The organism is Telluria sp. PB2R4 (assembly GCF_059685695.1).
This window is the reverse complement of sequence record NZ_JCASIC010000003.1, coordinates 425168-451045: the sequence shown is the minus strand read 5'-3', so window position 1 is coordinate 451045 and position 25878 is coordinate 425168. Positions and strand designations below refer to the sequence as shown.

The following is a 25878-nucleotide window of genomic DNA, read 5'->3' as shown; positions in this document are numbered from 1 at the left end:
ATCAAAGGAAAGTCATGCGTCACTCCCTGCTCGCCCTCCTGCTGTCCTCGTCGCTTGCTGCTCCACTCACGGCATATGGCCAACCCCTCTACACAATGCATTTCCTGCCTTCCAACACGACTCCCCATGCCATCGATGCCGGCGGGCGCATCGTCGGCGTCGGAACCAATGGACGCGGCTTCCTGTGGTCGCGCGGCGTCATGGCCAGCCTGGGTACGCTCGGCGGCGCCGCCAGCGCGGCTGCGGCCATCAGCGCCAACACCCAGGTCGCCGGCTCCTCGGATGCGAAGAACGGTGTCTCCCATGCCATCATGTACAAGGGCGGCACGCTGCGCGACCTCGGCATGCTGCAGGGCCGGCCGACCTTCGGCACGGCCATCAATGCGAGCGGCCAGGTGGCCGGGTATGCGCTGGATCGCAACGGCAACGACCGTGCCTTCCTGTATTCCGGCGGCAAGATGAGCGCGATCGGCAGCCTCGGCAGCGGAGTCGCACGCGCGACCGGCATCAACAACGCCGGCGCGGTGGCCGGCGTCTCCTTCCTGCGCGGTTTCACGGCCCAGCGCGCCTTCGTATACGCGAATGGCGTGATGAAAGACCTCGGCACGCTCGGGGGCCCCTCGAGTGCGGCCGCAGCCATCAACGAGCGCGGGGAGGTGGCCGGCATGAGCTTCGTGAACGCCGACATCCAGCATGCCTTCCTGTATCGCGGCGGCACGATGATCGACATCGGCTCCCTCGGCGGCGCATCCACCGAAGCGCGCGCCCTGAACAATGCCGGGATGGTGGTGGGCTACTCGACCCGCGCGAGCGACACCCCCGGCGACAGCTTCTCGCACGCTTTCCTCTACCGCGACGGCGTGATGCACGACCTGAACGACCTGGTTGCCAAGCGCGGCATCTGGACGGTGCTCGATGCCGTCGGCATCAACGACGCCCAGCAGATCGCCGCCTATGCCTGTACCGAGTACGGCGACTGCCGCGCAGTGCTGCTCGAACCCCAGGCTGCTGTTCCCACCGGCGGTTGACCGCGCCTTCGGCGAAGGTTCTGCCAGGCTCAGCGTTTCCTAGCGCAGCATGTCGATGTGCATGATGCCGTCTTCGTCATAGGGTGCGGAGACGGTGTCGAAGCCGAAGCCCTGGTAGAACGCTTCCAGGTACTGCTGGGCGCCGATACGAATACGGTGGCCCGGATACAGCGCTTCGGCGCGCGCGATGCCTTCAAGCAGCAGCAGCCGGCCGGCGCCGGTGCCGCGCGCGGCCCTGGTCGTGATGACGCGGCCGATCGACATCTCGTCGTACTTCACGCCCGGGCCCAGCACGCGCAGGTAGGCCGCCAGCCGGCGCTGGCCGTCGACGCTGCGCCAGCCGAGCAGGTGGTGCGCCTGCGGGTCGAGGCCGTCGATGTCGGGATAGAGACAGGTCTGCTCGAGGATGAACACGTCCTGGCGCTGGGCCAGCACTTCGTACAGGTCGGCCGGACCAAGGTCGTTGAAATGCGAAAACTGCCAGTCGATCATGAAGCGCTCTTATTGGTTGCCGCACAGCGTGCTGCTGTTGTAGGCGGCGACGAAAGCGTCGAAGCCGACGGTGTCACCCTGCTCGATTTGCGCCTGGTCGGCCAGCGACTTGCGTGCCATCTCGTCGAACAGCGCTTCCTCGGCCGGCATCAAGGGGCTTTCGCGGAAGCTCGCCGCATGCAGCTCGCTCTGGCGCAGGCCAAAGGCGGTGGCCGAGCCGAGGCCGCGGATTTCTTCCAGCACCCGCGCCGACGGGGTCAGCGCCGGGTTGATGATCTTGGCCTTCTGCAGGTTGAGCGAGGACTCGTGCACCGTGCCGTCGTTGTGCTGGTCGTCGAGCAGCTGCGCCACCGGGCGGATGCGTTCGACCAGCTCGAGCGCCCATTCCTTGAGCGAGACCTCGACGCCGTCGCGCGAAAGAAGCAGCGCCGGGTCGCGGCCTTCCTTGACCGTGCGGGCGAAGTTGCGCGCATGGACCTGGCCTTCGTGGGCGCTGATCAGGGGGCTCTCTTCGAAGGCGCAGAACAGCAGGAAGGCGTCGAGGAAGCGGCCGGTTTCCAGGCTGATGCCGACCGGCTCGAACGGATCGACGTCGAGGCAGCGCACCTCGATGTACTGCACGCCGCGGTTGCACAGCGCCTGCACCGGACGCTCGCCGGTACGGATCACGCGCTTCGGGCGGATCGTCGAGTAGTACTCGTTCTCGATCTGCAGCACATTGGTGGACAGCTGGATCCATTCGCCGTCTTTCTTGGTGCCGAGCGCCGCGTAGGGTGCGTAGGGCGTGTTCACCGCCGACATCAGGGTGGTGACATAGCTTTCGAGGCTGTTCTCGTGCGGGCGCAGGCCGGCCTGGGCGTCGTTCTGGTAACCGAGGTCGCTCATGCGCAGGCTGGTCGCGTAGGGCAGGTACAGCGTATCGTCGGACAGGGTTTCCAGCTTGTGCGGGCGGCCGCGCAGGAAGCTGGTGGTCAGGGCAGGGGTGGCGCCGAACAGGTACATCAGCAGCCAGCTGTAGCGGCGGAAGTTGCGGATCGTCGCAATGTAGCTCTCGGACTGGAAATCGCGCAGCGCATTGCGGCGCTCTTCATGGATGCCTTCGCTGGCGGCGACCAGTTGCCACAGCTTTTCCGGCAGCGAGTAGTTGTAGTGGATGCCCGAGATGCACTGCATCGCCTTACCGTAGCGCAGCGCCAGGCCGCGGCGGTAGACGTGCTTGAGCATGCCGATGTTGGACTTGCCGTACCAGGCGATCTCGATGTCTTCTTCCGATGGCAGCTCGCCCGGCATCGACACGCTCCACAGCATCTCGCCATCCAGGCGCGCGTGGACGAAGCGGTGGATGGCGTCGAGGTGATTCAGCACGGTCGAGATGTCGTGCTCGGCCGGCGTGATGAATTCCAGCAGGGCTTCGGCGTAGTCGGTGGTGATCTGCGCATGGGTCAGTGCCGAACCGAGTTGCACCGGATGGGGAGTGCGCGCCAGCTGGCCGTGGCGGTCGACGCGCAGGGTTTCGCGTTCGATGCCGCGCAGGCCCTGGCCCAGCAGGGCGCGGTGCTCGTCGTCGTCGAGCAGGGCCAGGCGGCGCTGCAGCTGGTTCGACTCTGGTTGATTACCCACGGGTGTTTCCTTTCTTATACTGCCAATTCGATTGGAGCAGAGATTAACCGAAAAACGCGCAGCGCGTCGGCGACCGCCTCATTCCTTCGGGGCGGCGGCAGGAGCGGCGGGCACCGTTGGTCGCGGTGCGTTCGCTGCCTCTTTTTCGGTCACGATCCAGCGCTCGACCTGGCGCTGGAGTTCGTCCAGCGGCAAGGCGCCGCCCCCCAATACCGCGTCGTGGAAACGCCGCAGGTCGAAGCGCCGTCCGAGGACGGTGGCGGCGCGCTCGCGCAGCGCGGCAATGCGCAACTGGCCGATCTTGTAGCCGAGCGCCTGCGCCGGCTGGGCGATGATGCGGTCGATTTCCGCCTCATTGTCCAGCGCCGGATTGGCGGTGTGGGTGTTCAGGTAATCGATCGCCTGGCGCCGCGACCAGCCCAGCGCATGGATGCCGGTATCCACCACCAGCCGCGCCGCGCGCAGCATCTCTTCGTTCAGGTGGCCGAAACGCGAGAACGGGTCCTTGAAGAAGCCCAGTTCGGGGCCGAGGCTCTCGGCATAGGTGGCCCAGCCTTCGCCGAAGGCCTCGTACCAGCCGTGGCGCCGGAAGGCCGGCAGCGCCAGCGCCTGGGCGCGCGCCACCTGCAGGTGGTGGCCGGGCAGCGCTTCGTGCAGGGCCACGCTGTCGACCTGCCAGACCGGCCGCATGCCCGGCTGCGCCACGTTGACCACCAGCGCGGCGCTGCGCTCCATGCTGCCGGCTTCGTAATAGGCGAGCGGCTGGGCGGGACCTTCCTGCGACATCGGCTTGACCGCGATACCCGCCTCCGGCACCGTCGCCACCACGTTCGGCAGCTGCGCGCTGGCGCGCGCCAACGCCTTGCGGTAGCGGGCCAGCAGGGCTTCCTGGTCCGGGAAGAACAGGCGGCGGTCACTGCGCGCAAAGACCAGGAAGCCCTCCAGGCTGCCGCGATACCCGGTACGCGGCACCAGTTTGACCATCGTGGCGCGCAGGCGCGCGACTTCGCGCAGGCCGATGGCATGGATTTGCACGGGCGTCAGGCGCGTGGTGGTGGCGGTGCGCACCAAAAAGGCATACCAGTCCGCGCCGCCGGGCAGGTTCGAGGCGCCGATGGTCTCGCGCGCCACAGGCAGGTAGTCGTTGCGCACGAACGCTTCCAGCCGGTGCAGGGCCTGGGCCGCATCGGCCAGCGCCGAGATGCCGTCCACCAGGAGCTTTTCGCGCACGTCCGGCTCGATGCCGGCCGGGATGCGCAGGAAGGGCGCGAACAGCGGGCCGGTGGCGATGTCCTCGTGCAGCGCATGCAGGGCCGGCGGCACCGGCGCGATCGCCGTTCTCGGCACGGTCCAGCCGGCGCTCATCCCGGCGCGCAACTGCTCCAGCAAACCGTCGACATGCGCGGGCAGGGCGCCGAGGCGCGCCAGGTAGTTGCGGTAGTCGGCTTCGCTCGTGAACGGCATCGCGGCGACCAACCGCGGCAGGCGCACATGCAGACCATCCGCGCTGCTGAGCGGCTGCGGATCGAAGGCGGTGAACGCTTCCTGCGCGAGGCGGCGTTCGCGCAGGGCGACGAACAGGTCGTAGGACAGCAGGTCCTGGCCGTCGAGCTCCGCGCGGTCGAGCTGGCGTGCTTCGGCCAGGACCTGGCGCGCGTGTTCGGCGGCGGCGGCGCGCGCGGCCAGCGTGGTATCGGAAAGAACAGCGTCATGGCGGTGTTCGCCGATGGCGGTGGCGTACTCGGGCTGCTGGCGCAGTTGCCACTGCCATTCGCGTTCGAACAGCCGGCGTGCGTTCTCCGCCGTCGTGTCGGCGGCGCCGCAGACGAAAGGAGCAAGCAGGACGATCGAAGCGAAGAGTGTGCGCATGCCGGGCCCGGGAAATGGGCTGGTCATCATGGGCTGGTCATTTTAGCAAGACCGCCCGTGTTCGTGCGCCCGTCAGGAAATGCGGCCGCCGCTGACGCGCTCGATGCCGGCCAGGTCGCGCCAGCTCTGCACCTCGCCGTAGCCGCGCGCCGCCAGCAATGTGCGCACCGCGTCGGCCTGGTCGTAGCCATGCTCGAGCAGCAGCCAGCCCCCCGCTTCCAGGTGGGCGGGAGCGCCGTCGATGATGCAACGGAGTGCAGCCAGGCCGTCGGCATGGTCGGTCAGCGCGCCCACCGGCTCGAAGCGCAGGTCGCCCTGCGACAGGTGTTCGTCGCCCGCTGCGATGTAGGGCGGATTCGAGGCGATCACCTCGAAACATTCGTCGCCCACGGCGGCGAACCAGTCGCTCTGCAGGAAGCGCACGGCGGCGCCGTTGGCCGCGGCGTTGGCGCGCGCGATCGCCAGCGCCGTTTCGCTGAGGTCGAGCGCAGTCACGATGGCGTCCTTGCGCGTGTGGGCGCAGGCCACGGCGATGGCGCCGCTGCCGGTGCCCATGTCGAGCAGGCGGCCGCGCGCCGGCAGGCGCTCGAGCGCGAGTTCGACGATCAGTTCGGTGTCGGGGCGGGGAATCAGTACGCCGGGGCCGACCTTGAAAGGCAGCCCGAAGAATTCGCGTTCGCCGACGATGTAGGCGATCGGTTCGCCGTCCAGGCGGCGTCCCACCAGGGCGCCGAGCCGCTCGGCTTCGTCGGCGTCAAGCGCGCGCTCGGACTGGGTGATCAGCTGGATGCGCGACAGCCCGAGCGCATGGCACAACAGGATGCGGTTTTCGAGCGGGTCGAGCGGCAGCGTCGTCTGGAGTTGCGCGATCGTCGTGCCGGCTTGAACGACTGGCGTCATGCGCGCTTCTTGCGCAGCAGGACGAAGGCCAGCAGCGCGGTCAGCACCACGAACCAGACCGCCGACCATTGCGGGATCGCGAGGCCCATCAGCGAGTCGGTGGCGCCTTCGCACAGCCCGTCGGCGCGGAACAGCCAGGGCAGGTATTCGGCGGTCGGGATCTTGTTGAGGAAGGTCTCCATCGGGTCGATGCCGCAGCTGAAGCCCGGGTTGGCGATCACGTACAGGTGCTTGCCGACCGCATACAGGCCGCCCAGCGCCGCCAGCAGCGCCAGCACCGTGCCTTCGCGCACCTTGCCGCTGATGGCCGCCACCAGGCTCGCCACGCCGATCGCCAGGAACATGTAGCGCTGGATGACGCACAGCGGGCAGGGCAGCATCTCGTGGATGTGCTGCAGGTAGAGGGCGACCCCGATCAGCGCGAAGCAGATCGACGAGATGGCGAACAGGATCTGGCGGTTGGAAGGCAGCATCATCGTTGGTTCTTCTGGGTGTTGTTCAGGACGGGCTCATTCTCGCATGAAGCCCATATTGCCACTTAATCTTTGCTTGACGTAGGGTGGGCAGGGTAATTCAGGCCAGTAGCCTGAACTACGCCCACGCGTTCAACCAGCTGGTGAATAGTCGCGTCGCATCCGTGCATGCCGGATTTGAACGCGCGGGCGGGAGACCCGCCCACCCTACAGGATCAATCGCCGAGCGCCGCCAGCAGCTCCGCCTGATGCTCCGCCGCCAGCGCATTGGTCAGCTCCGCCAGGTCGCCGTCCATGATGAAGTCCAGCTTGTACAAGGTCAGGTTGATGCGGTGGTCGGTCAGGCGGCCCTGCGGGAAGTTGTAGGTGCGGATCCGCTCGCTGCGGTCGCCCGAGCCGATCAGGCTCTTGCGGGTGGCCGCCTCTTTCGATTGCTGCTCGCGCAGCTGCACGTCCTTGATGCGCGCGGCCAGCACCTTGAGCGCCTGGGCCTTGTTCTTGTGCTGGCTGCGGTCGTCCTGGCACTCCACCACGATTCCCGTAGGCAGGTGGGTAAGGCGCACCGCCGAATCGGTCTTGTTGATGTGCTGTCCGCCTGCTCCGGACGCGCGGTAGGTGTCGATGCGCAGGTCGGCCGGGTTGATGTTCACGTCCTCGACCTCGTCGGCTTCCGGCATCACCGCCACGGTGCAGGCCGAGGTGTGGATGCGGCCTTGCGTCTCGGTGGCGGGAACCCGCTGCACGCGGTGCCCGCCCGATTCGAATTTCAGTTTCGAATACACGCCGTTGCCGATGATGCGCACGATCACCTCGCGGTAGCCGCCCAGGTCCGAACTCGACTCCGACACCACCTCCACCTGCCAGCGATTGCGCTCGGCGAAGCGGGTGTACATGCGCAGCAGGTCGCCGGCGAACAGCGCCGACTCGTCGCCCCCGGTGCCGGCGCGGATCTCGAGGAAGATGTTGCGCTCGTCGTTGGCGTCCTTCGGCAGCAGCATTTTTTGTAGATCGAGCTCGAGGGAGGCCAGGCGCCCTTTCGCTTCTTCGATCTCTTCCTGCGCGAACTCCTTCATCGAAGGGTCCTGCGCCATCTCCTGGGCGGCCACGATGTCGTCCTGGGCCGCCCCGTACTGGCGGTACAGGCTGACTAAGGGCGACAGCTCGGCGTGTTCGCGGGTCATCTTGCGGTAGCTGTCCATGTTGGCGGTGGCGCCTTCGGACATGAGGAGTTCGTCCAGTTCGACGAGTCGGTTGGCCAGTTGGTCCAGCTTGGCCAGCATGGATGGTTTCATGGAATGCTCGGGTCAGTTCGGGTGGCAGCAATGCGGCCGGGACGCGCCCGCCCGGCAGCGGACAGGCGCACGACGAAAGGAAGAGGGCCGCTAACGGCGGCCGCGGAACAGCTGGGGCAACAGGGTTGCCAGGCGGGCGCGCTCGTCGCCCTGGGCATGGTGCAGCACCTGCTGCGGCCCATGCAGGAACTTGGCGGTGAGGCCTTTCGACAGTGCCTCCAGCACCGCCTCGGGGTCGTCGCCACGCGCCAGCAGCTTGCGCGCGCGTTCGAGTTCGGCCAGGCGCAGCGCCTCGCTCGACTCGTGCAGCTCACGGATCACCGGCACCACGGCGCGGTCGCCGATCCAGGTCATGAAGGATTGCACGCGCAGGTCGATGATGGCTTCGGCCTGGGCGACCGCGGCCTGGCGGCTTTCCATGCCGGTTTGCACAACCTGCGCGAGGTCGTCGACGGTGTACAGGAACACGTCGTCCATGCGCGCGACTTCCGGTTCGATATCGCGCGGCACGGCCAGGTCGACCATGAATACCGGGCGGTGGCGGCGTGCCTTGACCGCGCGCTCGACCATGCCGAGGCCGATCAGGGGCAGCGTCGAGGCGGTGCACGAGATCACGATGTCGAAATGCTGCAGGCGCTCGGGCAGGTCGGCCAGGCGCATCGCGCTGCCGTTGTAGCGGTTCGCCAGCGCTTCGCCGCGTTCCATCGTGCGGTTGGCAATGGTGACGGATGCCGGGTTGTGCGCGGCGAAATGGGCGGCGCACAGTTCGATCATTTCGCCGGCGCCGATGAACAGCACATGCTGGTCGGCGATGCGGTCGAAAATGCGCTGCGACAGACGCACCGCGGCGGCGGCCATGGAGACGCTGTGGGCGCCGATCTCGGTGGTGCTGCGCACTTCCTTGGCCACCGCGAAGCTGCGCTGGAATAGCTGGTGCAGGTAGGTGCCCAGGCCGCCGGCTTCCTCGGCGCTGCGCACCGCGTCCTTCATCTGGCCCAGGATCTGTGGCTCGCCCAGCACCATCGAATCGAGCCCGGAGGCGACCCGGAAAGCGTGGCGCACGGCGCTGTCTTGCGGCAGCATGTAGAGATGGGGGCGCAGCTCGGCGAAATTCAGCGCGTGATAATGGGCCAGGAACTGGGCCGAGGCGTCGAGCGGATTGGCAATGTCGCTGGCCGCGTACATCTCGGTGCGGTTGCAGGTCGACAGGATCGCGGCCTCGTCACCACCGGCACCCTGGCGCGCAAACCAGCCGCGCGCCGCCTGTACCGCCTTGCCGAGCTGGTCAGGCGCGAGCGCCAGCTGCTCGCGCAGCGAGACCGGTGCGGTCGTGTGGTTCAGGCCAACGGCAAGCAGTTGCATGGAGGGGCGGGGTCGACGGGTATGCACCCATTATACCCTTGTGCGAGAAGGGTTTCAGCGGGCGGCCGGGGCCGGCCGCCATGTTAGCGCAATGCTATTGCACTACTCTTTACACGACGCTCAGGCGCCCAGCTTTTCCAGGCGATAGCCGTAGCTGTATACCGGCACCAGGCGGAAGCCGTTTTCCGGACGCAAGCTGAGCTTGTTGCGCACGCGCGAGACATGGGTGTCCATCGTGCGCGATGGCACGTCGGTATCGCGTACCCAGACCGATTCGTGGATGTAGGCGCGCGACAGCGGACGGCCGATGTTACGGAAGAACAGCAGCGCCAGCGAGAATTCCTTCTGGGTGACGTCGATGATCGAGCCATCCTTGAGCAGGCGTCCCGGGCGGGTTTCGAAGGTGAAGGGGCCGAACTGCAGCTGCTCGGCGCTGTTCTGCGACGGGTAGGCCCGGCGCAGCAGTGCCGACACGCGCGCCACCAGCTCGCCGCGGCGCAGCGGCTTGACCAGGTAGTCGTCGGCGCCGGCCGTGACGCCGGCGATGATATCGTCCTCGGCATTGTTGCCGACCAGGAAAATCACCGGCGCATTGGACGCCATTTTTTCCTTGGCACGGCGCAGCACTTCGGCGCCTTCCATGTCCGGGACATTCCAGTCCATGACCAGCATGTCGGCATTTTCCTTGCGCAGTTGCGCGAGGCATTCCTTGGCACTGTCATACGACTGGCAGCTGTGGCCTGCTGCGGTCAGCACCTGGCAGATGAGTTCAGCCTGGCTGCGGTCTTGTTCGAGAACGGCGATCTTCATAGGACATCTACTGTTGAGGTTGCCCTTGTAGGAAGCCTCCTACAAGGGTTAAACCGAATATAGCAGACTTTTACAAAATAGCGCTACAGCAAAATAATGATTTTGCGTTCTGGAAATTAGATCTGTTGTGTTAAAGAGAAACGCTAGAGGGCGTTACACTCGTTGGTACGATGCGAACAGGAGGCGATATGTGGTTTCGACGCAAAAAAAAGGAGGTCGCCGCGGCCGAGCCGAAGCTGGAGCCGGTGAGTGGCGCCGAGATCGAGCTGGCGCGCGAGCGCTGCCGCGAGATGGTGCGCAAGCGGGCGCTGATGTCGGCCGGAGTGGCGGCAGTGCCGCTGCCGGGGGTGGACATCCTGTCGGACCTGACCACCTTCACCGTGCTGGTGGAAGAGGTCAACCAGGAGTTCGGCCTGAGCCAGCAGCAGATCGAGCGCCTGCATCCGCGCATGCGGGTGCTGGTCTACCAGGCCGCGGCCTCGGTTGGCGGCATGCTGGTGGGGAAGCTGGTGACGAAGGCGCTGGTGCTGCAGATTTTCAAGCGCGCGGGCGTCAGGATCGCGGCCAAGACGGTGACCAAGGTCGTGCCGATCGCGGGGCAGGTGGCCTCGGCGGCGATCGGCTTCGCACTGTTCCGCAAGATGGGTTACCAGCATGTGGACGCTTGCGCCAAGGTGGCGCAGGAGTTGCAGAAGGCGCGGGTGATCGATATGGGGACGGCGCCCGTTTGACGCCTCCTGGATAAACAAATGCCCGCTTCGAGCGGGCATTTGTTTATCAGGCCTTCATGCCCTCAGGCGTCCGGCAGCACCACGTTCACGTCGAGCACTTCCAGGTTGCCCTGGCGGTCGAGCGAGATCTTGATGTCGTCGGCGCTGACCTTGGTGTACTTCGAAATCACCTCGATCAGCTCGCGGTGCAGGGCCGGCAGGAAGTCCGGACCCGTGACACTGCTGCGCTCGCGGGCGATGATGATCTGCAGGCGTTCCTTGGCGGCTGAAGCGCTCTTTTTTTTCTCCGGAAACAGGAAATTGAGAAGTGCCATATCACTTGGCTCCAAAGATGCGCTGCAGCAGGCCCGGCTTTTCGTAACTGGTGAAACGCAGCGGGCGGTCTTCGCCCAGGAAACGGGCAATCACGTCCTCGTAGGCTTCGGCCACGTCGGTGCCCTTGAAATGGATGGCCGGGTTGCCCTGGTTCGAGGCGTGCAGCACCGATTCCGATTCCGGGATGATGCCGATCAGCGGGATGCGCAGGATTTCCTGCACGTCCTGGTAGGACAGCATCTCGTCGGCTTCCACGCGCTTCGGCGAATAACGGGTGATCAGGAGGTGTTCCTTGACCGGCTCCGAACCGCTCTGGGCGCGGCGCGACTTGGCCTGGATGATGCCGAGGATGCGGTCGGAATCGCGCACCGAGGACACTTCCGGGTTGGTGACGACGATCGCCTCGTCGGCAAAGGTCAGCGCCATCAGCGCGCCGTGCTCGATGCCGGCCGGCGAATCGCAGATGATGAATTCGAAGCCCATCTTGACCAGCTCGTTCAGCACACGCTCCACGCCTTCTTCGCTCAGCGCATCCTTGTCGCGCGTCTGCGACGCCGGCAGGATGTACAGGTTCTCGGTGTGCTTGTCCTTGATCAGCGCCTGGGTCAGGGTCGCTTCGCCGTTGACGACGTTGATCAGGTCATAGACCACACGGCGTTCGCAGCCCATGATCAGGTCGAGGTTGCGCAGGCCGACGTCGAAGTCGATGACGGCGGTCTTGTGGCCGCGCAGGGCCAGGCCGCTGGAAAAGCTTGCGCTCGAGGTGGTTTTGCCCACACCGCCCTTGCCGGACGTCACAACAATAATTCTTGCCACAAAAAGGTCCTTTACAGTTCTAGCAGTATCTCTGCGGTCGAAGTTTTGACGTGCGCAACCTCAGGTGCGCGACGGCGGCGTTGCCAGCGATGAGATCGCGAGCCGGTCGCCGACCAGCTTGATTTGCGCCGGCTGGCGCGTCAGGTCACTGGGGAACCCGTCGTCGAAGGTGCGGTACACGCCCGCGATCGACACCAGTTCCGGCTGCATCGACAAGGCGAAGATGCGCGCTTCCGGATTGCCGGAGGCGCCCGCCAGTGCGCGGCCGTTCAGCGGCGCATACACGTGGATGCTGCCGTCGGCGATGATTTCCGCCCCATTGTTGACCACGGCGGTAATGATCAGGTCGCTGCCGCGCGCATAGACGCGCTGACCGGCGCGCACCGGGGTGTCGATGATCATGGCCGCCACAGGAAGCGGGGGCGATTGTGCCGGGGCCGGTTCCAGTGCAGGTTCCGGCGCGGCGGCCGGCTCGGCGACCGGAGCCGATACCGCCGGCACTTCCGTTGCTTCGGGCGCGCGCACGCCGCTCGAGCCGTCATCCAGCGACAGGCCGTGGGCGCGGATCGCATCCGCCATCTCCGGGCCGGCGCCGCGCACGGCCACCGCATTGAGCCGGTATTTCTTCAGCAGCGCCACCAGGGCTGCCCAGTCGATGACCGGCGCCTCATGGGCGATGGCGGCAATATCGATCACCGCGAACTCGTCCTCGAAGAAATCCGAGACCCCACCGGTCATCTGGTTCAACGCCGCATCGATCGTGGCCGGGTCGGCCGAATGCAGGATCGTCGAAATGGCGACGACCGTGGAAATCTTGATTTCGATAGGCAGTGAGGATGGGGTCTTGAGCATAAAGCAGTCTGGTTGGCGTTGCGCTCGTGCATTCTACTGTGAAAATTGACCGAAAGGACGTTTACGTACGCATGATTCCTAGTAGAAATGACTGTTGCCGCAGGCTTTCTTCAGCGTTCAAATACAAGCAAGCAACATCGTGACCAGCCTATTAAGACCCGGTTGTAATCGGTGAATAAGCTGATAAGATTGATTTCGATTAAACATGGGCTTTGCGCAGAACCTTAAGATGCATGGTTTTACGGCCCAGCCGATTTTAACAATCCCCGGCCAGACCGGGACTAGGGAGAGCAACATGGAAGATGTCGTCATCGTGGCCGCCGGCCGCACTCCAGTAGGTAAATTCGGCGGTACGCTGGCCAAGATCCCTGCCGCCGAGCTCGGCGCGCACGTGATCCGCCAACTGCTGGCCAAGACCGGCATCGACGCCGCCTCGGTCAGCGAAGTGATCATGGGGCAAGTCCTCACCGCCGGCGCCGGCCAGAACCCGGCCCGCCAGGCCGTCATCAAGGGCGGGCTGCCGGACATGGTGCCGGCCCAGACCATCAACATGGTCTGCGGCAGCGGCCTCAAGGCCACCCACCTGGCCGCCCAGGCCATCAAGTGCGGCGACGCCCAGATCGTCATCGCCGGCGGCCAGGAAAACATGAGCGCCTCGCCGCACGTGCTGAACGGCTCGCGCGACGGTTTCCGCATGGGCGACGCCAAGCTGGTCGACACCATGATCGTCGACGGCCTGTGGGACGTGTACAACCAGTACCACATGGGCGTGACCGCCGAGAACGTCGCACGCAAGTACGACGTCTCGCGCGCCGAGCAGGATGAATTCGCGCTGCAGTCGCAGCTCAAGGCCGAGGCCGCCCAAAAGGCGGGCAAGTTCAAGGACGAGATCATTCCGGTGGAGATCCCGTCGAAAAAGGGCCCGACCGTTTTCGACACCGACGAGTACCCGAAGCACGGCTCGACCCTCGAAGCCTTGGGCAGCCTGCGTCCGGCTTTCAATAAAGAAGGCACCGTCACCGCCGGCAATGCGTCCGGCCTGAACGACGGCGCCGCGGCCGTCATCATGATGAGCGCCTCCAAGGCCAAAGAGCTGGGCCTGACCCCGCTGGCGCGCATCAAGGCCTACGCATCGGCCGGCCTGGACCCGTCGATCATGGGCATGGGCCCGGTCTCGGCAACCCAGCTCTGCCTGAAAAAGGCAGGCTGGACCCACGAAGACATCGACCTGATGGAAATCAACGAGGCCTTCGCTGCCCAGGCCATCGCGGTCAACAAGGAAATGGGCTGGGACACGGCGAAGATCAACGTGAACGGCGGCGCGATCGCCCTGGGCCACCCGATCGGCGCCTCGGGCTGCCGCGTGCTGGTGACCCTGCTGCACGAGATGGTGCGCCGCGACGCCAAGCGCGGACTGGCCAGCCTGTGCATCGGCGGCGGCATGGGCGTGGCGCTGGCGGTCGAACGCGACTGAGCGCAGCCTTGATTTGATGTCAGGGCAGTCCGGCGCGGCCGCCCTGGTTCGTAGAGAAGTGACTGACAACAAAACTGGAGAAGACAATGGCACGAGTAGCATTGGTGACGGGCGGCATGGGCGGTCTGGGCGAAGCGGTGTGCATCAAGCTGGCCGCGTTGGGTTACAAGGTCGTCACTACCTTTTCGCCGGGGAACAAAAAGGCGGATTCCTGGCTGGGCCAGATGAAAGAGCAGGGCTATGATTTCAAGGCCTACGCCTGCGACGTGTCGGACTACGACTCGGCCCAGGCCTGCGTGCGCCAGGTCGAGCAAGAAGTCGGCCCGGTGGACGTGCTGGTGAACAACGCCGGCATCACGCGCGACATGACCTTCAAGAAAATGGACAAGCCGAACTGGGACGCGGTCATGAAGACCAACCTGGATTCCGTGTTCAACATGACCAAGCCGGTCTGCGACGGCATGGTCGAGCGCGGCTGGGGCCGCATCATCAACATCTCGTCGGTGAACGGCCAGAAGGGCGCCTTCGGCCAGACCAACTACTCGGCGGCCAAGGCCGGCATGCACGGCTTCACCAAGGCGCTGGCGCTGGAAGTGGCGCGCAAGGGCGTGACCGTCAACACCATCTCGCCGGGCTACATCGGTACCAAGATGGTGATGGACATCCCGAGCGAAGTGCTGGAATCGAAGATCATCCCGCAGATTCCAATGGGGCGCCTGGGCAAGCCGGAAGAAGTCGCCGGCCTGGTGGCTTACCTGTCGTCGGAAGAGGCTGCGTTTGTGACCGGCGCAAATATCGCCATCAACGGCGGCCAGCACATGCAGTAAATGCTGCGCTTTCGTGCAAGGGAGGGCACCGCTGCGGCGGTGCCTTTTTTTGCGCGGCCCGGCGCGCCCAGAGGCCATTAAAATAGTCGCATCCCGACTACTTCCAAAGCGCTGCCATGCACACCTTGCCCCGCGACGGCCTCGCCCTGTCCACCCTCGATGAACAACTCCTCCTGCCCGGTACCAAGGGCCTGCCGCTGACCGAGCCCCTTCGTCAGGGCGCCGTCGGCCTGCAAGGCTGGAACATCCTGCGCGGCGACACCAGCTTCCCGGTTGCCGTGCTCAAGGCCTCGGCCCTGCAGCACAACCTGGCCTGGATGAAGGCCTTCTGCGAACGCCACGGCGCCACCCTGGCCCCGCACGGCAAGACCACCATGAGCCCGCAGCTGTTCGCGGCCCAGCTGGCCAACGGCGCCTGGGGCATCACCCTGGCCAGCGCGACGCAGGTGCAAGTGGCGCACCGCTTCAACGTGCGCCGGGTGCTGCTGGCGAACCAGCTGGTGGCGCGCGCCGACATCGAGGCCATGCTGGCATTGCTGCACGACGATCCGGACTTCGAGTGCTTCGTGCTGGCCGATTCGCTCGAGGGCGTGGCGCGGCTCGCGCAGGCCGCGGTGGCGCGCAAGCTCGCCCGTCCCCTGCCGGTGCTGGTCGAACTCGGCCTGGCCGGCAAGCGCGCCGGCTGCCGTACTCCGGAAGAAGCGATGGCGGTGGCCCGCGCCATCGCGCAAGCCGATGGCCTGGTGCTGGCGGGCTTCGAAGGCTACGAGGGCCTCCTGGTCAGCGCCGACCGCGATGCCGATGTGCGCGCCGTTCAGGCCTTCCTGGCCGAGCTGGTGGACCTGGTGGAAACGGCTGACGCCGAAGGCCTGTTCGGCGGCGCCGAGATCCTGATCTCGGCCGGCGGTTCGTCCTATTTCGATCTGGTGGCGCGCGGCTTCGCGGGCATGGACGACCTGTCGCGCCCGGTGCGTGCGGTGCTGCGCAGCGGCTGCTATCTCACCAGCGACCACGGTTCATATCGGCGCCTGCTGGCCCAGCTCGATCAGCGCGAGGCACATACGAAAGAGGGCCTGCGCCCGGCGCTGGAAGTCTGGAGCACCGTGCAGTCGCGTCCCGAGCCGGGCCTGGCGATCCTCACGATGGGCAAGCGCGACGCGGGCTACGACGAAGCCTTGCCGACACCGCTGTTCAGCCACCGTCCCGGCAGCGATGTGGCCGCGCCAGGTGAGCTACCGCCCGGCTGCGAGATCTTCAAGATGAACGACCAGCACGCCTACCTGCGGCTGCCGGAGGGAGATATCCGCGCCGCCCTGCAGGTGGGCGACCTGGTCGGCTGCGGCATCTCGCATCCCTGCACCACCTTCGACAAGTGGCAGGTGCTGCTGGCCGTGGACGACGCCTACAACGTGCTTGAAGCGCTGAACACCTTCTTCTGAAAGGGCGGGGTGGTGAGCTACAATCGGTACTCACCTGCCGAGAGAGTAGAGACTCCATGCCCGCCACACCGCCGTCGCTGTTCCCGCCGATCCAGCCCCTCCGCCACGGCATGCTCGCCGTCGACGAGCTGCACACGATCTACTGGGAAGAAGTCGGCAACCCCAACGGCATCCCGGTGCTGTTCCTGCACGGCGGGCCGGGCGCCGGGCTGTCGCCGCAGCACCGCCGCTTCTTCGACCCGAGCGCCTACCGCGTGATCCTGTTCGACCAGCGCGGGGCCGGCAAGTCGACCCCGCTGGGGGAGTGGCGCAACAATACGACCCAACTGCTGATCGACGACATCGAGCGCCTGCGCGCCATGTTCGGCATCCGGCAATGGCTGGTGTTCGGCGGCTCATGGGGATCGACGCTGGCGCTGGCCTATGGCCAGGCCCACCCGGAACGCTGCCTCGGCTTCGTGCTGCGCGGGATCTTCCTGTGCACGAAGCCTGAGGTCGACTGGTTCATTAACGGCGTCAAGTGGTTCTACCCCGAGCTGTACGAGGAGTTCGTGGCGCCGATTCCCGTAGCCGAGCGCGGCGACCTGCTCAAGGCCTATTGCGAGCGCCTGCTGTGCACCGACCCCGCCGTGTACTGGCCGGCCGCGCGCGCCTGGAGCCGCTTCGAAGGCCGGCGCGTGTTCCTGCTGCCGCAGCCTGAGGAAGCCTCGTCTGACGCGCTCGACCTCGGCGTCGGCCGCCTCGAATCGCATTACATGCTGCACGGCGCCTTCCTGGAAGAAGACCAGCTGGTGCGCGACGTCCAGCGTATCGCCCACCTGCCGGCCACCATCGTGCAGGGCCGCTACGACGTGATCTGCCCGCCGCTGTCGGCCTGGCGCCTGCACCAGGCCTGGCCGGGCGCCAGGCTGCACATGATTCCCGACGGCGGCCACGGCGCGCTCGAGACCGGCATTGCCCGCGCGCTGGTGAGTGCGACCGAGCAGTTCAAGCGCCACGGGCGCTTCGACTGACCTGCTACACTACGGACAAACCTACAACAACGAACCGTGTTCTCATGAATATCCAGATCAGCGACATCGGCCACGTCATCCAGCTGGCGATCGCGCCGGTCTTCCTGCTGACCGGCGTGGCGACCAAGCTGACCGTGCTGACGAACCGGCTGGCGCGCATCATCGACCGCACCCGCGTCCTCGACGAGCGCCTCAAGGAGGGCGCCAATGCTGAATACTTCTCCGAGCGCGAGACGCTGTACGTGCGTGCGCACCTGATCAACACCGCGATCACCTCCAGCACCGCCTGCGGCCTGATGGTCTGCCTCGTCATCGCCATGCTGTTCGTTGGCGATACCACCAACCTGCGGCTGGACCAGTACATCGCCGGGCTGTTCGTGATTGCGATGCTCGGCCTGATCAGCAGCTTCGTTTTTTTCCTGCGCGAGATCTTCATTGCCTCGCGCTTCATGCGCATGCAGCACATCCTGTCGCTCAAGCAGTCCCGCAAGCGCCTTACCGAATGAATTAGTAGAGAACCCATGCACGACTATCAACGCCCCCCGACCCTGTACCGCTACGCGCCGCAAGACGAACTCGAAGCAGCGCTGCGCGGCCAGTTCCGTCTGCTGCCCGACGGCGGCTTCCTTGCCCTGTCGTTCTCGACCGCATGGGACAAGCGCCTGTTCGACGTGTTCAGTCCCGCCGACCGCTGCCTGGTAATCCATAACACCGAGCTGTTCGGCGAACGCCTGCACCGCGCGGTGCAGCGCACCCTGCCCAACTGGGCCGGTATCGATGGCCAGGTGGAATACGGCACGCGCTCGCCGCTGGGCGCGGCGTTTACCAAGAGCCTGGGACAGTCGCAGGAAAAGGAATGGCAGTTCGCCTGGCGCTCGATGTCGCCGGGCTCGAGCCTGAATCCGGTGGTCATCAACATCGGCAGCATCGAAGCATTCGCCGAGCTGCGCGAGCGCGAATTCCACCTGTCCTGAACCTCCCGGTGGCAGTTCAGTAAGAATTTTAGAAACAACGCTCCACGAAATCACGGTGTAATGCCGTGATGACGCATTCCACCTATCCTCATCTCCTCGCGCCGCTCGATCTCGGTTTCACCACACTGAAGAACCGCGTGATCATGGGCTCGATGCACACCGGGCTCGAAGACCGCTTCTACAACTACGGCAAGCTGGCCGCGTTCTACCGCGAGCGCGCACGCGGCGGCGCCGGTCTGATCGTCACCGGCGGCATCTCGCCGAACCGCCAGGGCTGGCTGCTGCCCTTTGGCGGCACCCTGAACTTCCTGGGCGACGTACCCAACCACCGGCGCGTCACGCGCGCCGTCCACGACGAGGGCGGCAAGATCGTGCTGCAGATCCTGCATGCGGGCCGCTACGGTTACCAGCCCTTCGTGGTGTCGGCCTCCAGCCTGAAGTCGCCGATCTCGAAGTTCAGGCCGAAGGCGCTCGACGCCGCCGGCATCGAGGCCACCATCGCCGCCTACGCCCGCTGCGCGAAGCTGGCCAAGATGGCCGGCTACGACGGCGTCGAGGTGATGGGCAGCGAAGGCTATTTGCTCAACCAGTTCCTGTGCGCGCGCACCAACAAGCGTACCGATAACTGGGGCGGCAGCATCGAGAACCGCATGCGCCTGGCCGTCGAGGTGGTGCGCCGCATCCGTGCAGCGGTCGGCCCCGACTTTATCCTGATGTACCGCCACTCGGTGCTCGACCTGGTCGAAGGCGGCAATACCTGGGACGAGGTGGTGGCGGTGGCCAGGGCATTGGCGTCTGCCGGCGTGACGATCCTGAGCACCGGCTACGGCTGGCACGAGGCGCGCGTGCCGACCATCGTCACCTCGGTGCCGCGCGCCGCCTTTGCCGAGGTGGCGGGCCGCCTTCGCAAGGAAGTGCGGATTCCGGTGGTGGCATCCAACCGCATCAACATGCCGGACGATGCCGAAGCGCTGCTGGCGCAAGGCAGCGCCGACCTGGTGTCGATGGCGCGCCCTTTTCTTGCCGACCCGGACTGGGTCGTCAAGGCGGCCGGCGGACGCGTTGACGAGATCAACACCTGCATCGCCTGCAACCAAGCCTGTCTCGACCACACTTTTTCCAATAAGCGTGCCAGCTGCCTGGTGAATCCGCGCGCCTGCCACGAGACCGAGCTGGTGTTTCGCAAGAGCGCCCGGCCGCGCCGCGTCGCCGTGGTCGGCGCCGGTCCGGCCGGCCTGTCGGCGGCCACCGTGGCGGCCGAGCGTGGGCATCAGGTGACGCTGTTCGACGCGCTGGACCGCATCGGCGGCCAGTTCAACGTCGCCATGCGGGTACCGGGCAAGGAGGAGTTTGCGGAGACCATCCGCTATTTCGGCCGCAGGATCGAACTGACCGGTGTGACGCTGCGCCTGAACACGCGCATCAGCCGCGAGGAGCTGCTGGCGGCGGGCTTCGACGACGTGATCGTCGCCACCGGCATCACCACGCGCAAGCCTGCGATCGACGGCATCGAGCACCCGAAGGTGCTGAGCTACCTCGACGTGCTGCGTGAAGGGAAGCCGGTGGGAAGGCGCGTGGCCATCATCGGCGCCGGCGGCATCGGTTTCGACATGGGCGAGTTCCTGGTGCATGACCCGGAAGTCCCGTTGCCGGTGCCCACCAGGCATTGGATGAGCGAGTGGGGCGTCGACCCTGCGTCTTCCAGGCCGGGCGGGCTGGTGCCACCGGTGAAGCCGCATCCGCCGCGCGAAGTGTGGCTGCTGCAGCGCAAGAGCACGCGTCCGGGCGCTGGGCTCGGCAAGACCTCGGGCTGGGTGCACCGCGCTACCCTGGTGCGCAACGGCGTGCAGATGCTGGCTGGGGTGCAGTACGACCGGATCGATGACGCCGGCCTGCACATCACCGTGGGCGGCGAGCGGCGCCTGCTGGAGGTGGACAACGTGGTGGTCTGCGCCGGGCAGGAGAGCCTGGCGGAGCTGATGCCGGCGCAGCCTGTGCAAGGCGGGCCGCGCTTTTACAAGATCGGCGGGGCGGCGCTGGCGGCGGAACTGGATGCGAAGCGGGCGATCCGGGAGGGGGCTGAATTGGCGGCGCGTTTGTAACTGGGTCCGATGATATCGTCTTGAATGTAGGGTGGGCGGGTCTTCCGCCCACGCGGTGATAGCTAGCGAATGAAATGTCGCGCAGGCTGATCTTGCGTAATTTGGACGCGTGGGCGGCAAAGCCGCCCAGCCTACGGACCTGTTTTCCCGCCCACGCTACGATTACTTCTTGCGAACGACCACGCACCCAATCGAATAACCCGCGCCGAACGAGCAGATCACGCCGTTGGCGCCGCTCGGCAGGTCATCCTGGTACTTGTGGAACGCAATAATCGACCCGGCCGACGAGGTGTTGGCATAGGTGTCGAGGATCACCGGCGCCTCGCCCGGCTCGGCGTCGCGGCCCAGCAGGGTACGCGCGATCAGGAGGTTCATGTTCAGGTTGGCCTGGTGCAGCCAGTAGCGCGACACGTCCTTGATCTCGAGGCCGGCGTTCTGGACCGTGTCGGCGATCGTTTCGGCCGCCATTGGGCACACTTCCTTGAACACCTTACGGCCCTGCTGGCGGAACAGCTTGTCCGGCGCGCCGATGCCCGCTTCGTCGAAGCGGTTCATGAAGCCGAAGTTGTTGCGGATGTTGTTCGAGAACTTGGTCTTGAGCTTGCTGTCCAGGATTTCCCACTGGTGGCGGCTGGTCGCGGTCTCCGCGGCTTCGACGATCACGGCGGTGCAGGCGTCGCCGAAGATGAAGTGGCTGTCGCGGTCGCGGAAGTTCAGGTGGCCGCTGGTGATTTCCGGGTTCAGCATCAGCACGGCGCGTGCGCGGCCGCTGCGCACCGCGTCCACCGCGGTCTGGATGCCGAAGGTGGCCGAGGAGCAGGCCACGTTCATGTCGAAGCCGAAGCCCTCGATGCCCAGCGCTTCCTGCACCTCGACCGCCATGGCCGGGTAGGGGCGCTGCATGTTGGAGCAGGCTACGAGCACCATGTCGATATCGGCGGGCTGCTTGCCGGCGCGGTCCAACGCTTCGCGCGCGGCGGCTACGCACATTTCGGCCTGCAGCGACACCTGTTCGTCGGCGCGTTCCGGGATGCGGGCGGTCATGCGGCTTGGGTCGAGGATGCCTTCCTTTTCCATCACGTAGCGCGACTTGATGCCCGAGGCTTTCTCGATGAAGGCGCTGCTCGACGCTTCCAGCGGAGCGGTCTCGCCGGCGGCGATGGCGGCGGCGTGTTCCTGGTTGTACAGCGCGACGTAGGCGTTGTAGGCCGTCACCAGCTCGTCGTTGGAGATGGAATACGGGGGCGTAAACAGGCCGGTGCCGCTGATCACGACAGGTTTCATGTCAAAACTTTCAAAGAAAATAACGGGAGTTGCCCGCAAGATGCGCCGATTCTACACCCTTGGAAAGGACCTGAGAATTGTCGGAACCGGCACGTTGGCCCGTATAACCTAGGCTTAGCGCGCGTGCTGCGCCAGCGTCGTATCGGCAGAACCAGCGCGCTTGGACAGCTGCACCTTCTCGCCCTTGAGGTGGCGCAGGGCCTGGGCCAGCTGGAAGTCGTCGGCGCTGCCGTAGTCGAGCGGCTTGCGCGCGCGCGCCTCGGCCCACAGGCGCATCTGTTCCTCGATGTCGTCGGCGCGCGTGGCGGCTTCCTTGTCGCGGTCGTTCGACAGGTGGCGGTCGAGATCGGCCTCGCGCATGCGCAGCGCGTTCAGGCCGTCGCCGTCGGGCGTTTCGTCGACCGGGAAGTCGGGCACGATGCCGCGTGCCTGGATCGAGCGCCCGGCCGGGGTGTAGTAGCGCGCCGTGGTCAGCTTGACCGCCGCGTCGCGGCCGATCGGGCGGATGGTCTGCACCGAGCCCTTGCCGAAGGTCTGGCTGCCGAGGATGATCGCGCGCTTGTAGTCCTGCAGCGCGCCGGCGACGATCTCGGAGGCCGAGGCCGAACCGGTGTTCACCAGCACCACCATCGGCAGCTTCTTGAAGGCCGGCGGCAGCGAAGACAACGGGTCGGCGCCGCTGCGCAGCATGTAGAACTCGGGGCTGCCGTAGAAGCGCTGGCGCGAGTCCGCCAGCTGGCCGTTGGTCGAGACGATCTCGGCGTCTTTCGGCAGGAAGGCGGCGGCCACGCCGATCGCCCCCTGCAGCAGTCCGCCCGGGTCGTTGCGCAGGTCGAGCACCAGGCCCTTCATGTCGGGGTTGTCGCGGTACAGCGCCTGCAGCTTGGCCGCCATGTCGTCCACGGTGGGTTCCTGGAACTGCGCGATGCGCAGCCATGCGTAGCCCGGCTCCACCATCTTCGCCTTGACGCTCTTTTGCACGATTTCGCCGCGTGCGATAGTGAAGCGCAGCGGCGTGGGGCTGTCCTTGCGTGCGATGGTGAGGGTCACCCGGGTGCCGGGCTCGCCGCGCATGCGCTTGATCGCTTCGTCGATCGGCAGCCCCTGCACCGGATGGCCGTCGATCCGGGTGATCAGGTCGCCCTCCTTGATGCCCGCATGCCAGGCAGGGGAATCCTCGATCGGGGCGACGATTTCGACGTACCCGTCGTCGCTCTCGGAGATCTCGATGCCGAGGCCGACGAAGCGGCCTTCGGTGCCTTCGCGCAGCTCGCGGTAGGCGCGCGGGTCGAGGTAGGCCGAGTGCGGGTCGAGCGAGGCGACCATGCCGGAAATCGCTTGCGACAGCAGGGCCTTGTCTTCGACCGGTTCGACATAGGTGGACTTGATGACGCCGTAGACGTCGGCCAGCTGGCGCAGCTCGGCCATGGGCATGTCCGCATCGACCGGCTTCTGGGCCAGCGCGGAAAACTGCATGGTGACCGCGACCCCGGCAATGGCGCCCAGGCCGACGAGACAGGAATTCTTGAAAGTGGAGCCCATGGTTCACCCGATGTGAGCGCTGACTTCGCTGCCGGTGCCCCGGTGTGCACATGAGTTAGCGCGAGTCCAGTATAAACCCGAACGCCGCGTGCTGCTCCGAAGCAGGCCAAACCTTGTTCGGGCAGCAGCGGCCGTCGAGCCCTGTTACGAATTGCTCAGGTTGGTAAGCAATTGTAAGAGTCCAATCGGGTGGGGGAGCCGAACCTTATAGTCAATCTCAGTTTTTCTCTCTCTCTCCACTTTTGAAGTGGTCTTGCCCGCGGCCCCCTCCGCGGGCTTTTTTATGGCCGCTTTCCCGCGCATGTTGTTGTGACGTACCAACACATGCATATGCGATATCACCCTTGCTGCATGTATCGAAAAGTAAAAAAGCCCGGCAGGCTGTTGCCGCCCTTTGCTCACCCGCTAGAATGCCTGGAGCCTTTACCGTCGAGGACGGGTGATTACCCAGGCGCACAACGATGAGACTGGCCACAAGCCGGCCGCTATTTCACAACCCAGCAATCCCTAGCAATCGAGGACTATTCCGTGAAGCGAATCCTTCTGAGCACCCTGACCTTGTCCCTGGCGGCAGCCTTTGCCAACGCGGCAGACAAGCCGGCTGCGGCCGTAGCCGCGAGCGCCAAGTCGGTCGCCGCGCCGATCTCGGGTGTCGATACCCAATACATCGATGCCAGCGTGCGCCCGCAGGACGACTTCTTCACCCACCTGAACGGCAAGTGGCTGAAAGAGACCGAGATCCCGAGCGACAAGGCGAGCTGGGGCACCTTCATGAAGCTGCGCGACGACACCACGCCGCAGATCAAGTCCATCATCGAGGCCGCGCAGGCCGACAAGTCGGCCAAGACGGGTTCCGAAACCCAGAAGATCGGCGACCTGTACGCCAGCTACATGGATGAAGCGCGCCGCGAAGCCCTGGGCACCAAGCCCTTGAGCAGCGAGCTGCAGAAGATCCGCACCCTCAAGGACAAGAAGGGCCTGCCGAACCTGGTGGCCCATTTGTCGAAGATCGGCGTCTCGACCCCGTACGGCATCTACGTCAGCCAGGACATGCGCAACTCGACCGAACACGTCGTGTACATCTCGCAGAGCGGCCTGGGTATGCCGGACCGCGACTACTACCTGAAGCAGGACGACGCCAAGCTGGCGGAAGTGCGCGCCAAGTACCTGAAGCACGTCGAGCAGACGCTGGCGCTGGCCGGCGAAAAGGATGCCGCGGCCCAGGCCAAGGCCATCGTCGATTTCGAGACCGAGCTGGCCAAGGTGCAGTGGACCCGCGTCGAGAACCGCGACCCGGTCAAGCGCTACAACAAGATGAGCGTGGCCGAGCTGGGCAAGCTGGCCCCTGGCTACGACTGGAAGGCGGCCCTGGGCGCGTCGGGCGTCGGCAACAAGCTCGATACCATCATCGTCAACCAGCCGAGCTACTTCCAGGGCCTGAACGAGGTGCTGGCCAAGACCGAGCTGTCGACCCTGAAATCCTATTTCGAGTGGCAGCTGCTGCGCGAATACTCGCCGCTGCTGTCGAAAGCCTTCGTGGCGCAGAGCTTCTCGTTCTACGGCACCGCGCTGTCGGGCGTGTCGGAACAGGCCCCGCTGTGGAAGCGCGGCGTCGGCGCGGTCGAGAGCGCGCTGGGCGAAGCGGTCGGCAAGCTGTACGTGAAGGAACACTTCCCGGCCGAGCGCAAGGCGCGCATGGAAGAGCTGGTGAAGAACCTGATCGTCGCGTACGGCCAGTCGATCGACAACCTCGAGTGGATGAGCCCGGACACCAAGAAGGAAGCCCGCGCCAAGCTGGCCAAGTTCACCCCGAAGATCGGCTATCCGGACAAGTGGCGCGACTATTCGAAGCTGAGCATCAAGCGTGACGACCTGGTCGGCAACGCGATGCGCACTGCGAACTTCAAGTACAACTACCAGCTGAACAAGCTGGGCAAGCCGGTCGACCGCACCGAATGGGGCATGACGCCGCAGACGGTCAACGCCTACTACCGCAGCACGACCAACGAGATCGTGTTCCCGGCCGCGATCCTGCAGCCGCCGTTCTTCGACATGCGCGCCGACGACGCCGTCAACTACGGCGCCATCGGCGCCGTCATCGGCCACGAGATCGGCCACGGCTTCGACGACAAAGGCAGCCAGTCGGATGGCGACGGCAACCTGCGCGACTGGTGGACCGCGTCTGACCGCGCCGCCTTCAAGGCCCGCACCGACAAGCTGGTCAAGCAGTTCAACGGCTTCTCGCCGCTGCCGGGCTATAACGTGAACGGTGAACTGACCCTGGGCGAGAACATCGGCGACAACGCCGGCCTGTCGATCGCCTACAAGGCCTACAAGCTGTCGCTGAACGGCAAGCCGGCGCCGGTCATCGACAACCTCACCGGCGACCAGCGCTTCTTCATGGGCTTCGGCCAGGTGTGGCGTTCGAAGATGCGTGAAGCGCAGCAGATCAACCAGGTCAAGACCGACCCGCACTCGCCGGGCCAGTTCCGCGCCAACGGCACCGTGATGAACATGCCCGAGTTCTACGAGGCCTTCAACGTCAAGCCGGGCGACAAGATGTACCTGGCGCCGCAGGATCGCGTGATCATCTGGTAAGCAGGTAGCACTCCCGAACGGGCCGGCGGCGCAAGCTTCCGGCCCGTTTCACCATTCAGACAACT

23 protein-coding genes are annotated in these 25878 nt (G+C 65.6%); 10 read left to right on the top strand and 13 right to left on the bottom strand.

The annotated features are described in order from the left end of the window. Positions 1-14: 14 nt before the first annotated feature. On the top strand, positions 15-1028 hold the full coding sequence (locus tag AC56LU_RS08125; protein WP_497175077.1) for a hypothetical protein: 1014 nt from the start codon (positions 15-17) through the stop codon (positions 1026-1028). 39 nt (positions 1029-1067) lie between these two features. Here AC56LU_RS08125 and AC56LU_RS08120 read toward each other — a convergent pair whose 3' ends face one another. The 8 genes from AC56LU_RS08120 to AC56LU_RS08085 all read right to left on the bottom strand — a co-directional run bounded on the left by AC56LU_RS08120 (position 1068) and on the right by AC56LU_RS08085 (position 9846). Further along, entirely contained in the window at positions 1068-1520 is a 453-nt protein-coding gene (locus AC56LU_RS08120) for a GNAT family N-acetyltransferase (RefSeq protein WP_497175076.1), read from the bottom strand. A gap of 9 nt (positions 1521-1529) precedes the next feature. After that, entirely contained in the window at positions 1530-3140 is a 1611-nt protein-coding gene (gene gshA / locus AC56LU_RS08115; protein WP_497175075.1) for a glutamate--cysteine ligase, read from the bottom strand. A 78-nt stretch (positions 3141-3218) separates the two neighbouring features. Continuing rightward, positions 3219-5009 carry a DUF885 domain-containing protein gene (locus AC56LU_RS08110; protein WP_497175074.1) on the bottom strand — a complete coding sequence of 597 codons (1791 nt, stop codon included), beginning with the start codon at positions 5007-5009 and terminating at the stop codon, positions 3219-3221. Positions 5010-5081: 72 nt separating this feature from the next. Continuing rightward, a complete protein-coding gene (gene prmC / locus AC56LU_RS08105; protein WP_497175073.1) occupies positions 5082-5909 on the bottom strand; it encodes a peptide chain release factor N(5)-glutamine methyltransferase in 828 nt (275 codons plus the stop codon). After that, on the bottom strand, positions 5906-6379 hold the full coding sequence (locus tag AC56LU_RS08100) for a disulfide bond formation protein B (RefSeq protein ID WP_497175138.1): 474 nt from the start codon (positions 6377-6379) through the stop codon (positions 5906-5908). The genes prmC and AC56LU_RS08100 overlap by 4 nt, the downstream gene beginning before the upstream one ends. A gap of 218 nt (positions 6380-6597) precedes the next feature. Next, positions 6598-7674: a peptide chain release factor 1 gene (gene prfA / locus AC56LU_RS08095; RefSeq protein WP_497175072.1), complete on the bottom strand. Its 1077-nt coding sequence runs from the start codon at positions 7672-7674 to the stop codon at positions 6598-6600. Positions 7675-7764: 90 nt separating this feature from the next. After that, entirely contained in the window at positions 7765-9036 is a 1272-nt protein-coding gene (gene hemA, locus AC56LU_RS08090; protein WP_497175071.1) for a glutamyl-tRNA reductase, read from the bottom strand. A 120-nt stretch (positions 9037-9156) separates the two neighbouring features. After that, positions 9157-9846, bottom strand: a complete 690-nt coding sequence (locus AC56LU_RS08085) for a response regulator transcription factor (protein ID WP_497175070.1) — start codon at positions 9844-9846, stop codon at positions 9157-9159. A 188-nt stretch (positions 9847-10034) separates the two neighbouring features. Here AC56LU_RS08085 and AC56LU_RS08080 point away from each other — a divergent pair, with 188 nt between their 5' ends. Then, the gene (locus AC56LU_RS08080) at positions 10035-10577 is read left to right on the top strand and encodes a hypothetical protein (RefSeq protein ID WP_497175069.1); all 543 of its coding nucleotides are present in this window, start codon (positions 10035-10037) and stop codon (positions 10575-10577) included. A 62-nt stretch (positions 10578-10639) separates the two neighbouring features. Here the strand turns inward: AC56LU_RS08080 and minE are convergent, their stop codons facing one another. Genes minE through minC form a run of 3 tightly spaced genes read right to left on the bottom strand, consistent with a single transcriptional unit; the run spans position 10640 to position 12560 of the window. After that, a complete protein-coding gene (minE, locus tag AC56LU_RS08075; protein ID WP_027864594.1) occupies positions 10640-10891 on the bottom strand; it encodes a cell division topological specificity factor MinE in 252 nt (83 codons plus the stop codon). A 1-nt stretch (position 10892) separates the two neighbouring features. Beyond that, positions 10893-11708 carry a septum site-determining protein MinD gene (gene minD, locus AC56LU_RS08070; RefSeq protein ID WP_497175068.1) on the bottom strand — a complete coding sequence of 272 codons (816 nt, stop codon included), beginning with the start codon at positions 11706-11708 and terminating at the stop codon, positions 10893-10895. A 60-nt stretch (positions 11709-11768) separates the two neighbouring features. Continuing rightward, positions 11769-12560, bottom strand: a complete 792-nt coding sequence (minC, locus tag AC56LU_RS08065; protein WP_497175067.1) for a septum site-determining protein MinC — start codon at positions 12558-12560, stop codon at positions 11769-11771. A gap of 295 nt (positions 12561-12855) precedes the next feature. On the opposite strand from minC, the gene AC56LU_RS08060 reads away from it, so the two are divergent. From AC56LU_RS08060 to AC56LU_RS08030, 7 genes are all read left to right on the top strand, one after another. Next, entirely contained in the window at positions 12856-14034 is a 1179-nt protein-coding gene (locus AC56LU_RS08060; protein ID WP_497175066.1) for an acetyl-CoA C-acetyltransferase, read from the top strand. An 86-nt stretch (positions 14035-14120) separates the two neighbouring features. Further along, positions 14121-14861: a beta-ketoacyl-ACP reductase gene (locus tag AC56LU_RS08055; RefSeq protein WP_497175065.1), complete on the top strand. Its 741-nt coding sequence runs from the start codon at positions 14121-14123 to the stop codon at positions 14859-14861. 116 nt (positions 14862-14977) lie between these two features. Next, on the top strand, positions 14978-16300 hold the full coding sequence (locus AC56LU_RS08050; RefSeq protein WP_497175064.1) for an amino acid deaminase: 1323 nt from the start codon (positions 14978-14980) through the stop codon (positions 16298-16300). A gap of 56 nt (positions 16301-16356) precedes the next feature. Continuing rightward, the gene (gene pip, locus AC56LU_RS08045; RefSeq protein WP_497175063.1) at positions 16357-17313 is read left to right on the top strand and encodes a prolyl aminopeptidase; all 957 of its coding nucleotides are present in this window, start codon (positions 16357-16359) and stop codon (positions 17311-17313) included. Between the two features lie 44 nt (positions 17314-17357). After that, positions 17358-17819: a DUF2721 domain-containing protein gene (locus AC56LU_RS08040; RefSeq protein WP_497175062.1), complete on the top strand. Its 462-nt coding sequence runs from the start codon at positions 17358-17360 to the stop codon at positions 17817-17819. 15 nt (positions 17820-17834) lie between these two features. Next, positions 17835-18287 carry a hypothetical protein gene (locus AC56LU_RS08035; protein WP_497175061.1) on the top strand — a complete coding sequence of 151 codons (453 nt, stop codon included), beginning with the start codon at positions 17835-17837 and terminating at the stop codon, positions 18285-18287. Positions 18288-18355: 68 nt separating this feature from the next. Next, positions 18356-20389, top strand: a complete 2034-nt coding sequence (locus AC56LU_RS08030; RefSeq protein WP_497175060.1) for a 2,4-dienoyl-CoA reductase FMN-binding domain-containing protein — start codon at positions 18356-18358, stop codon at positions 20387-20389. 162 nt (positions 20390-20551) lie between these two features. On the opposite strand, the gene AC56LU_RS08025 is transcribed toward AC56LU_RS08030, so the two are convergent. Continuing rightward, complete coding sequence (locus tag AC56LU_RS08025) at positions 20552-21673, bottom strand: beta-ketoacyl-ACP synthase III (RefSeq protein ID WP_497175059.1); 1122 nt, start codon at positions 21671-21673, stop codon at positions 20552-20554. 114 nt (positions 21674-21787) lie between these two features. Further along, on the bottom strand, positions 21788-23215 hold the full coding sequence (locus AC56LU_RS08020) for a S41 family peptidase (RefSeq protein WP_497175058.1): 1428 nt from the start codon (positions 23213-23215) through the stop codon (positions 21788-21790). 528 nt (positions 23216-23743) lie between these two features. Between AC56LU_RS08020 and AC56LU_RS08015 the strand changes: the two genes are divergently transcribed. Further along, positions 23744-25813, top strand: a complete 2070-nt coding sequence (locus tag AC56LU_RS08015) for a M13 family metallopeptidase (protein WP_497175057.1) — start codon at positions 23744-23746, stop codon at positions 25811-25813. Positions 25814-25878 lie beyond the last annotated feature (65 nt).

What these genes read in the sequence shown, in the direction of transcription:
- AC56LU_RS08125 (WP_497175077.1), top strand. Translation starts at nt 15, where the DNA reads ATGCGTCACTCCCTGCTCGCCCTCCTGCTGTCCTCGTCGCTTGCTGCT.
- AC56LU_RS08120 (WP_497175076.1), bottom strand. Translation starts at nt 1,520, where the DNA reads ATGATCGACTGGCAGTTTTCGCATTTCAACGACCTTGGTCCGGCCGAC.
- AC56LU_RS08110 (WP_497175074.1), bottom strand. Translation starts at nt 5,009, where the DNA reads ATGCGCACACTCTTCGCTTCGATCGTCCTGCTTGCTCCTTTCGTCTGC.
- prmC (WP_497175073.1), bottom strand. Translation starts at nt 5,909, where the DNA reads ATGACGCCAGTCGTTCAAGCCGGCACGACGATCGCGCAACTCCAGACG.
- prfA (WP_497175072.1), bottom strand. Translation starts at nt 7,674, where the DNA reads ATGAAACCATCCATGCTGGCCAAGCTGGACCAACTGGCCAACCGACTC.
- hemA (WP_497175071.1), bottom strand. Translation starts at nt 9,036, where the DNA reads ATGCAACTGCTTGCCGTTGGCCTGAACCACACGACCGCACCGGTCTCG.
- AC56LU_RS08085 (WP_497175070.1), bottom strand. Translation starts at nt 9,846, where the DNA reads ATGAAGATCGCCGTTCTCGAACAAGACCGCAGCCAGGCTGAACTCATC.
- AC56LU_RS08080 (WP_497175069.1), top strand. Translation starts at nt 10,035, where the DNA reads ATGTGGTTTCGACGCAAAAAAAAGGAGGTCGCCGCGGCCGAGCCGAAG.
- minE (WP_027864594.1), bottom strand. Translation starts at nt 10,891, where the DNA reads ATGGCACTTCTCAATTTCCTGTTTCCGGAGAAAAAAAAGAGCGCTTCA.
- minC (WP_497175067.1), bottom strand. Translation starts at nt 12,560, where the DNA reads ATGCTCAAGACCCCATCCTCACTGCCTATCGAAATCAAGATTTCCACG.
- AC56LU_RS08060 (WP_497175066.1), top strand. Translation starts at nt 12,856, where the DNA reads ATGGAAGATGTCGTCATCGTGGCCGCCGGCCGCACTCCAGTAGGTAAA.
- AC56LU_RS08055 (WP_497175065.1), top strand. Translation starts at nt 14,121, where the DNA reads ATGGCACGAGTAGCATTGGTGACGGGCGGCATGGGCGGTCTGGGCGAA.
- AC56LU_RS08050 (WP_497175064.1), top strand. Translation starts at nt 14,978, where the DNA reads ATGCACACCTTGCCCCGCGACGGCCTCGCCCTGTCCACCCTCGATGAA.
- pip (WP_497175063.1), top strand. Translation starts at nt 16,357, where the DNA reads ATGCCCGCCACACCGCCGTCGCTGTTCCCGCCGATCCAGCCCCTCCGC.
- AC56LU_RS08040 (WP_497175062.1), top strand. Translation starts at nt 17,358, where the DNA reads ATGAATATCCAGATCAGCGACATCGGCCACGTCATCCAGCTGGCGATC.
- AC56LU_RS08035 (WP_497175061.1), top strand. Translation starts at nt 17,835, where the DNA reads ATGCACGACTATCAACGCCCCCCGACCCTGTACCGCTACGCGCCGCAA.
- AC56LU_RS08030 (WP_497175060.1), top strand. Translation starts at nt 18,356, where the DNA reads ATGACGCATTCCACCTATCCTCATCTCCTCGCGCCGCTCGATCTCGGT.
- AC56LU_RS08025 (WP_497175059.1), bottom strand. Translation starts at nt 21,673, where the DNA reads ATGAAACCTGTCGTGATCAGCGGCACCGGCCTGTTTACGCCCCCGTAT.
- AC56LU_RS08020 (WP_497175058.1), bottom strand. Translation starts at nt 23,215, where the DNA reads ATGGGCTCCACTTTCAAGAATTCCTGTCTCGTCGGCCTGGGCGCCATT.